At 52.9% G+C, this 482-nt stretch carries 1 pseudogene; it reads right to left on the minus strand.

The features are described 5' to 3' along the window. A pseudogene (locus BKN05_RS11835) lies at positions 1-264 on the minus strand (YhgE/Pip domain-containing protein); the annotation flags it as partial. Between the last annotated feature and the right edge of the window lie 218 nt (positions 265-482).

Genomic DNA, 482 nt, shown 5'->3' on the forward strand with positions numbered 1-482 from the left:
AGCCAAGGAAACATCGCGCAGGTATTTCGATGGGTCCCACATCGCCCACATGAATGTCGCCGCACCCGCCAGCGGCAGCACGAGTGTGAGCACCACGAGGATGCGTGGGATCGTCGATTTCGGACGCCAATCGAGCAATTTGTGCCACAGGCTTTTGTCCTGCGCAGCGTGTACACCCGACTCTGCACCCGTGCCAGCCGACGAGGCTGCACTTTTCGCAGCGCCATTCGCAGCGCTGTTCGCAGTGTTATCAGCAGTACTCACGAGAAGACACCTCCACTACATGTCTATGAGAGTGCAGTACCCCCGCTAGCACCACTGCGAGATTCCACGCCGGTGTCGTGCTTGGAGACTGACTCAAAATTGCTTGGAAAACAAAAAATAATCGCTCGCAAGACCGAAATTTCACGAGCCTTCATTAGTATAGTTTCCCTAGCAAATGCGTTTGGTTTTTATAAGCCATCACACAGAATTTTTTGCTT

Origin of the sequence: Corynebacterium sp. S5S1 (assembly GCF_001913985.1) — a bacterium.
Lineage (GTDB): Bacteria > Actinomycetota > Actinomycetes > Mycobacteriales > Mycobacteriaceae > Corynebacterium > Corynebacterium marquesiae.